General features: G+C 26.5%; 6 protein-coding genes. 4 read left to right on the top strand and 2 right to left on the bottom strand.

The window, feature by feature from the left end:
• Positions 1-441 precede the first annotated feature (441 nt).
• The 3 genes from dnaA to bilS all read left to right on the top strand — a co-directional run bounded on the left by dnaA (position 442) and on the right by bilS (position 3696).
• A complete protein-coding gene (gene dnaA / locus FGQ49_RS09695) occupies positions 442-1815 on the top strand; it encodes a chromosomal replication initiator protein DnaA (RefSeq protein ID WP_138269670.1) in 1374 nt (457 codons plus the stop codon).
• Between the two features lie 184 nt (positions 1816-1999).
• Complete coding sequence (gene dnaN / locus FGQ49_RS09690; protein ID WP_138269669.1) at positions 2000-3103, top strand: DNA polymerase III subunit beta; 1104 nt, start codon at positions 2000-2002, stop codon at positions 3101-3103.
• Positions 3104-3192: 89 nt separating this feature from the next.
• Positions 3193-3696 (top strand): flavodoxin family protein BilS, encoded by a 504-nt coding sequence (gene bilS, locus FGQ49_RS09685; RefSeq protein ID WP_138269668.1) that lies wholly within the window; start codon positions 3193-3195, stop codon positions 3694-3696.
• Between the two features lie 35 nt (positions 3697-3731).
• On the opposite strand, the gene FGQ49_RS09680 is transcribed toward bilS, so the two are convergent.
• The gene (locus FGQ49_RS09680; protein WP_138269667.1) at positions 3732-5390 is read right to left on the bottom strand and encodes a hypothetical protein; all 1659 of its coding nucleotides are present in this window, start codon (positions 5388-5390) and stop codon (positions 3732-3734) included.
• 3 nt (positions 5391-5393) lie between these two features.
• Positions 5394-7466 (bottom strand): efflux RND transporter permease subunit, encoded by a 2073-nt coding sequence (locus tag FGQ49_RS09675; RefSeq protein WP_138269666.1) that lies wholly within the window; start codon positions 7464-7466, stop codon positions 5394-5396.
• A 151-nt stretch (positions 7467-7617) separates the two neighbouring features.
• Between FGQ49_RS09675 and FGQ49_RS10830 the strand changes: the two genes are divergently transcribed.
• Positions 7618-7784, top strand: a 167-nt coding sequence (locus FGQ49_RS10830; RefSeq protein ID WP_138269665.1) for a TetR family transcriptional regulator, incomplete at its 3' end; no start/stop codon positions are given.

Below are 7784 nucleotides of genomic sequence, written 5' to 3'. Positions count from 1 at the left end.
ATATAAAATAGTAATATCTTTAATGGATAAATATTTTGTAAACAATATGTAAATAAAATTATTGACTTTATAAAATTTTTTTTAAATTTTTTTATCCTTTTTTATAAAAAAACACAAAATACATAAAAATATATAAAAATTTTTAATATATATTGTGTTTTTTATGTATTTTTCACCTGTTTATAACTCAAAATTTAATTGTTGATAAATTGTTTTTTTTTGCTATAATAGGTAAAAAGACCACTTATCTACATATATTTTGTAAAGTTATTAACAATTTGTTGGTGTTTTATGGATAAGCCTTATTTTTTTTCTGCATTTTTCCTAAAAATACGCTTTTTTCGTTCGTTTATATGTTGATAACTCATATGTGAATAATTTGTCAAAAAGAATAAAAAAAATTAGATTGATTTATATATCAATATTATTTTGGAGGTTGTAATGTCTTTTGAACAAGAACTATGGAATAACGCACTAGAATATCTGGAAGATGAACTTTCGGATTTTGTATTCAAAGAATACTTTGAATCATCCATTACACCCCTAGCCTTTGAAGATGATACTTTCTATCTTCAAGTACCGGATGAGGGAAATAAAATTTTACTTGAGGGGCAATATGCGGTACTGGTTGAAAACGCATTAAAATACTATACTCAAAGATACATAAAAGTTAAGTTTGTGGTCGCTTCTTCAAACGATATGGTATATACAAAAGAAGAAGCACTAAAAGAAATAGCAGCAACAAAAGAAAATAAAAAAAACGTTGAATATAATATATATAATACTTCATATATTCAGCTTAATCCTAAATATACATTTGATTCCTTTGTTGTAGGTGCAAATAACAGATTTGCTCACGCAGCATCAGTTGCGGTTGCAGATGCTCCGGCTAAGAAATACAATCCGCTTTTTATATATGGAGGAGTTGGACTTGGTAAAACTCACTTAATGCACGCAATAGCACAACATATTTTAAGAAAAGACCCTACAAAAAAAGTAGTGCTACTATCAAGCGAACAATTCTTAAATGAGTTTTTAGATGCAATACAAAATAAAACAAACGTACAATTTAGAAATAAATATAGAAACGCAGATGTACTTTTAATAGACGATATACAATTTATTGCCGGAAAAAACGAAACACAAAATGAATTTTTCCATACATTTAACGCACTTCAAGGTTCAAATAAACAAATAGTGCTTACGTCTGATAAACCACCTAAAGAAATACATAATCTTGAAGACAGACTTCGTTCAAGATTCTCTCTTGGACTTATATGCGACATATCAATGCCTGATTTTGAAACAAGACTTGCAATTTTAAGAAAGAAAGCTAAAGAAGAAAACTATCAGGTAAGTAACGAAATACTTAATTATATAGCAGAAAATATTGAATCCAACATAAGAGAACTTGAAGGCGTACTTTTAAAGGTAATGGCATTAAGCGAATTTTATAATAAACCTTTAACATTAGACCTTGTAAAAAAAGGATTAAAAGATATAATTGATATAAGTGATAAAAAAATATCTCTTGATTTAATAACAAAAGTTGTTTGTGAATATTACAATATAACAAAAGATGATATTTTATCAAAAAGAAGAACAAAAAATATAGCATATCCAAGACAAATATGTATGTACTTATCAAGAGAACTTACTGATAACTCTCTACCTACAATAGGAGAATATTACGGAGGAAGAGATCATTCAACAGTAATACACGGATATGACAAAATAAAAGAAGATTTAAAAACAAACGGCGGACTTCAAGAAGAAATAGATAAGATAACATCAAGCATAAAAAACAGTAAATAACAACTTATTAATAGACTTATCCTATAAATATTTTGATTTATTAACATTAAAAAACAGTCAAAAAATGCTTATTAAAAAGGATAAATGAAGTTATCAACATTATCAACACTACTAATACTATTACTTTTTAATAAAAAATAAATATTATATAGATAGGTCCCACTAAACATGAAAGGATGAAAACATGAATATAAAAGTAGACAGAAATGAATTTCTAAAAGCACTTGTAACAGTAAGTAAAGCAACAACACTTAGAAATGTAGGCTCTTTAGAAGGAATACTTCTTGAAAGTTATGATGATGTACTTTCCCTATATGCTACAAATAAAGAAATACAAATATCTACAATAATAGATGCAAAAGTAATAAGAGAAGGTAAATTACTTATTAATTCAAGAATACTAAGTGATATAGTAAGAAGCTTTGATAATGGAGAAGTTGAAATAGATGCAGATGAAAATAACAATATTAAACTTACTTGTTTAAATTCTAAATTTAATATTTCTGCCATGGATTACAGAACTTTCCCAAATAAAGAAGTTTATAATATAAATGACTTTATAAAAATGGATAACGCTACAATAAGAAACATGATTAAAGAAACATCATTTGCTTGTGCAAGTTCTGATTCTGTTTCACCTATTTTAACAGGTATACTTATAGAAAATAATGATGAAGATATTAAATTCGTTGCAATAGACGGCTTCAGAATGGCTATAAGAAGCGAACAGTCAAAGGAAAGATATATGAATAATATAAAATGTGTCGTTCCTGCAAGTACTTTAAACGAGCTTAATAAAATACTTACAAATTATGAAGATGATGTATTCTTAAATATTAATGATAAAAAATTCATAGCAAGTGTTGGAAGAACACAAATTGTTTCAAGTTTATTACAAGGTCAATTTATTGATTATGTAAATCTTCTTCCAAAAGAAAGCAAAACAATTGTTAAAATGAACAGAATGGAATTATTGTCAGCTTGTGAAAGAGCTTCAATCATTTCAGATGAAGGAAGAGCTCATCTTATAACAATGCATTTTAGCGAAAATAATTTACTTCTTACAAGTAAATCTGCTTTTGGTAATGTAGAAGAAAATATTTCTATTAATTTAAGCGGAGAAGATCTTGATATATCTTTCAACAGCAGATATATAATAGATGCTCTTAAAGTTATTGAAGATGAAAAAGTTATACTTGAATTTAATTCTTCAAACAGTCCTTGTTTGATAAAACCGGTAAATTCAAAGAAATATACTTATCTAATAATGCCTGTAAGACTTTCTTAAAAAGAACCTTTTTGGTTCTTTTTTTGTTAAAAGTATTTGAAAAAATATAAAAATATATATAATAAATAGAAATACATAAGGAGAAAGTTATGAAATACAGTATATATTATAATTCTTTAACTGGTAATACAGAATTTATTGCAAATAAAATAAATGAAATATTAAAAGATAAAATTGTTAAATTTGAAAAATATAATGGTGTTTATGAAGACAATAATGAAGATATTGTTTTTGTGGGATTTTGGACAGATAAAGGAAATGCAACCGATGAAATAAAAGAACTTTTAAGTAAGATAAAAAATAAAAAGATAGTTTTATTTGGTACTGCGGGATTTATGAGTAATAAAGAATATTACGATAAGATAATAGATAATGTAAAAAAATCAATAAATGAAAGCTGTGAATATATTGATTACTTTATATGTCAGGGTAAAATGGGAATGGGAATAAGAAAAAGATATGAGAATATACTTAAAGAAAATCCTGATAATGAAGGAATAAAAGATATGATAAAAAATTTTGATATAGCTCTAAATCATCCAAATGATGAAGATGTTAAAAATTTGGAACAATTTTTAAGTGAATATAAATAAAAAAAGAATAACTAATGTTATTCTTTTTTTATTTGTTATTTTATAGCTTCTGTTTTATATATAAATTTAACGCTTCCATTCATACCGTCACTAAGTCCTGAAAAGTTATCATAACTGTTTGCATTATCTACTACACTATGAATTCTTCCTTTTAAACTATCAAGACTTCCAAGTGTACTTACTAATTTTTCTATTCCTTCTTTATCAAAAGTATCCATTCCTTCTTCTAATTCTTTAGAACCTTTTTCAAGGGATGATATTCCTTCAATTAGTTTATCGCTTCCTTGTTTTAATGTTGTAAGTCCGCTGTCTAAATCTTTGCTTCCTTGAATTAAAGGATTAATACCTTGATTTATAAATTGATCTACTCCTAAAACTATCTGGTCGCTTCCCTCAGTTTTTAATCTATTACTTGATAAATATAATGTATCAAGACCGCTTTCAACACTTGAAGCACCATTTAAAATAGTACCTTCTTCATTACTAGTTAAGCTGTACTGAATTTGTTTTTGTGCATTTATAGTTTGTGATAAAGTAGATTGCATTGTTTTTAAATTTTCAAGTAAAGGACTGTCAGGCTGAGATTTTTCAAGTTGTTCAATTGTTGTATTTAATCCGCTTAATACTTGCTCGTTGTAGCTTATTGTTTCACTAAGGCTGTTACCTGCTTTATTTATTCCATCTTTAAGTTTAGTGCTTCCGTTTTTTGTAGCTTCTATACCTGATGATAGTTTTCCTATATTATCAGATAAAAGGCTTGCTCCGTCTTTTAAATCATTAGCACTGACTTTTAGTTGTTCGCTTCCTTTTGCAAGTTGTTTTGCACCGCTGTTTAGTTTATCTATCCCTGTTGTAAGAGTTCCTGATTTATCTATTAAAAGATTAATACCTTCGTTTAATGATTTTGAACCGTTAACAAGTTCTTTTGAAGAACTGCTTAACTTATTTAATGAATTTGTTAAATCCATAATACTGTCAACATCGTCTAAGTTAATGTCTTTATATACTTCATTTGTTACATAACTCATTGTTCCGTCCATTGTAAAATCTTTTGCATCAAAAGTTATTTCTGCATATGAAGGAATATCAAAACCTCTTACTGAAATAGATTCATCAAGTCCCGGAAAAGCATAACACATTACAATCGTATTTTCTCCTTCATCTACACTTTTTCCGTTTGTAACTTTTATATTACTTATTTTATTTGAATCTAAAATCATTCCTGATACTGCCATAAAAGCATTATTCTCAAATGTTACGTTATCATAGTCTATTCTTATTTTTATTTTACCGCTTTTATGTGCAATATCTTTTGCAGATATTTTTTCACCGTTTAAATAATAAGTCATTTTAATATTTACTGGAAGTTTTTTATTTGAAGTTCCTTGATATGTTATATCTTTTCCTTGTGAATTCCATACTACTTCTGAAAATTTTTTATCAAAAGTTTCATTTCCTTTTAAATTTTCAATATCATTTAAGTTTGTTTTATCTTCTATTTTTTCTCCTTTTTTACCGCCTTTTAATGTTACGCTTACGATTTCTTTATTAACGTTTCCGTTGGCATCTGATATAACATAAACGCTTTCTTCTTTACTTACGTTTGAATCTTTTGCAAATACGCTTGGAGTACAAATTGATAAAGCAAATAAAGATGATAATATTAAAGATAATACTTTCTTTTTATTTTTCATTTTTTATTCTCCTTCTTTTACTTTAAATTTATAAGTTGTTTTTATTATTAATTTATCGAATATCATAAGTGCACTAGGAAGCATTAGTATTACTACAAACATACTTATTATTGCGCCTCTTGATAAAAGAGTACAAATTGCACTTATCATATCTATTTTTGAATATAAAGAAACTCCCAGAGTTGATAAGAAAAATCCTAAAGCACTTACAATAATTGAGCTTGTTGAAGTTTTTAAAGCTAATAATACCGCATCTTTTTTTGTCATTCCTTTTTCTCTTTCTTCTTTATATCTTGTAGTCATTAATATTGCATAATCAACAGTTGCTCCAAGTTGTATGGTTCCTATTACTATTGATGCAACAAAAGGAATTGTAGTATTGGTGTAGAAAGATAGTCCCATATTTATAAATATTGCAAATTCGATTATTGTTACCAAAATTACCGGTATTGAAATTGATTTGAATACTGTAAGTATTATTAAGAATACTGTGGTTATTGATATATAATTTACAACTTTAAAATCATGGTCTGTAACATCAATAAGGTCTTTTGTACAAGGAGCTTCACCTATAAACATTGAATTTTTATCATATGATTTTGTTAAATTTTGTATTTTTGTTATTTGATTATTTACTTCATCTGATGCTGTTTTATAGTTAGAATTAATAATCATTAGTTTATAGTTATTACTTTCAATTTGATCTTTTAATTCATTTGGTATTATTTCATCAGGCATTGATGGATCAATTATTGTATCCATTGATAAAACATCTTTTACTCCATCAATATTTTCTATTTTTTTTGTTAGCTCATAACTTTCTTTTCTTGAAATATCTTTATCAAGAAGAACCATATGAGTTGAACCTATATTAAATGTTTTTTCTATTTCGTTATTTGCTTTTATACTTTCACATGTTTGAGGTAATGTATCGTATAAGTTATAGTAAACTTTTGTATTGTTGTATCCGTATATTGAAGGTATCAATATTACTAAGAATAGAATTGCAAATACTTTATAATTTTTTATGACAAAATTACTAAGCTTATCAAAACTTGGCATAAAGTTTCTATGTTTAAATTTATTAATAGATTTTTCAAAAGTAAGTATTAGTGATGGAAGAATAGTTACACAAGATATTATTCCTATTACAACCCCTTTTGCCATTACTATTCCAAGATTAAGTCCTAAAGTAAATGTCATAAAACAGAGTGATAAAAATCCTGCTATTGTAGTTATTGAACTTCCTACTATAGATGTAAAAGTATTTGTTATTGCATGAGCCATAGCTTCGTTTTTATCTTGGTAATTAGCAAGTTCTTCTTTGTATCTGTGATATAAAAATATAGAATAGTCCATCGTAACAGCTAACTGTAAAACAGCGGCAAGAGCTTTGGTTATAAAAGATATATCATCAAAGAAGAAGTTACTTCCAAGGTTGTATATTATTGAAATACCTATACTAAGTAAGAAAAATACAGGTATCATAAAAGAATCCATTGAAAAACCTAAAATTAATCCAGTAAGTATAGCGGCAATGATTACATATACAACTGTTTCATGGTTGATAAGATTTTTTATATCCGTTACTACAGAAGACATTCCGCTTACAAAACATTCTTCGTTTGAAATATCTCTTATATCTTCAACCGCCTGCATAGTTTCGTCTGAACCCATTGAAGTATCATAGAATATAGCCATTAAAGTTTCATCTTTATTATTAAAAGTGCTATAAATATTATCCGGCAGTATTTCTTTTGGTACGGATAAATCCAAGATATCGTCATACCATATTACTGAGTCAACATGGTTTACTTTTTCTATTTTTTCTTTTAAATTTTCAACTTGTTTATTATCCATTCCTTTTACTATATACATGGAAAATCCACCTTTACCGAATTCATCCATAAGTACATCTTGACCTTTCATCGTCTCCAAATCTTTTGGAAGATAAGAAAGGATATCATAATTTATTTTTGTGTTTATAAACCCTATAACAGAAGGTATTAACAGTAAAACAGCAATTAATAAAATAAGAATTCTATGTTTTACTATTTTTTGTGATATTTTATTCATTAGCTCTCCTCCTTTTATAATAAAAATGACTATTAGTCATTTTTATTATATGGGATTATAATACAAAAATGACCAATAGTCAATATTATTTATATAAAAAATTGACTATTAGTCATTTTTTATAATTTAATCAATTGACAAAATATTTTTAATGTGCTACTTTTTTATTAAGGGAGAGATTATTATGGGTATTATTGAAGATAAGAAAAGAAAAAAATTGGATAATCTTCTTGATTGTGCTTTTATTTTATTTACCACAAAAGGAATAGAAAATACATCTGTATCCGATATAACAAAAAAGGCAAAGGTTGCAAAAGG

Origin of the sequence: Anaerofustis stercorihominis (assembly GCF_005844425.1) — a bacterium.
Classification (GTDB): Bacteria; Bacillota; Clostridia; order Eubacteriales; family Anaerofustaceae; genus Anaerofustis; species Anaerofustis butyriciformans.
Note: the sequence above shows the minus strand (reverse complement) of the source record. Positions and strands in the feature narration are given on the sequence as shown.

What these genes read in the sequence shown, in the direction of transcription:
- FGQ49_RS09680 (WP_138269667.1), bottom strand. Translation starts at nt 5,390, where the DNA reads ATGAAAAATAAAAAGAAAGTATTATCTTTAATATTATCATCTTTATTT.
- dnaA (WP_138269670.1), top strand. Translation starts at nt 442, where the DNA reads ATGTCTTTTGAACAAGAACTATGGAATAACGCACTAGAATATCTGGAA.
- bilS (WP_138269668.1), top strand. Translation starts at nt 3,193, where the DNA reads ATGAAATACAGTATATATTATAATTCTTTAACTGGTAATACAGAATTT.
- dnaN (WP_138269669.1), top strand. Translation starts at nt 2,000, where the DNA reads ATGAATATAAAAGTAGACAGAAATGAATTTCTAAAAGCACTTGTAACA.
- FGQ49_RS09675 (WP_138269666.1), bottom strand. Translation starts at nt 7,466, where the DNA reads ATGAATAAAATATCACAAAAAATAGTAAAACATAGAATTCTTATTTTA.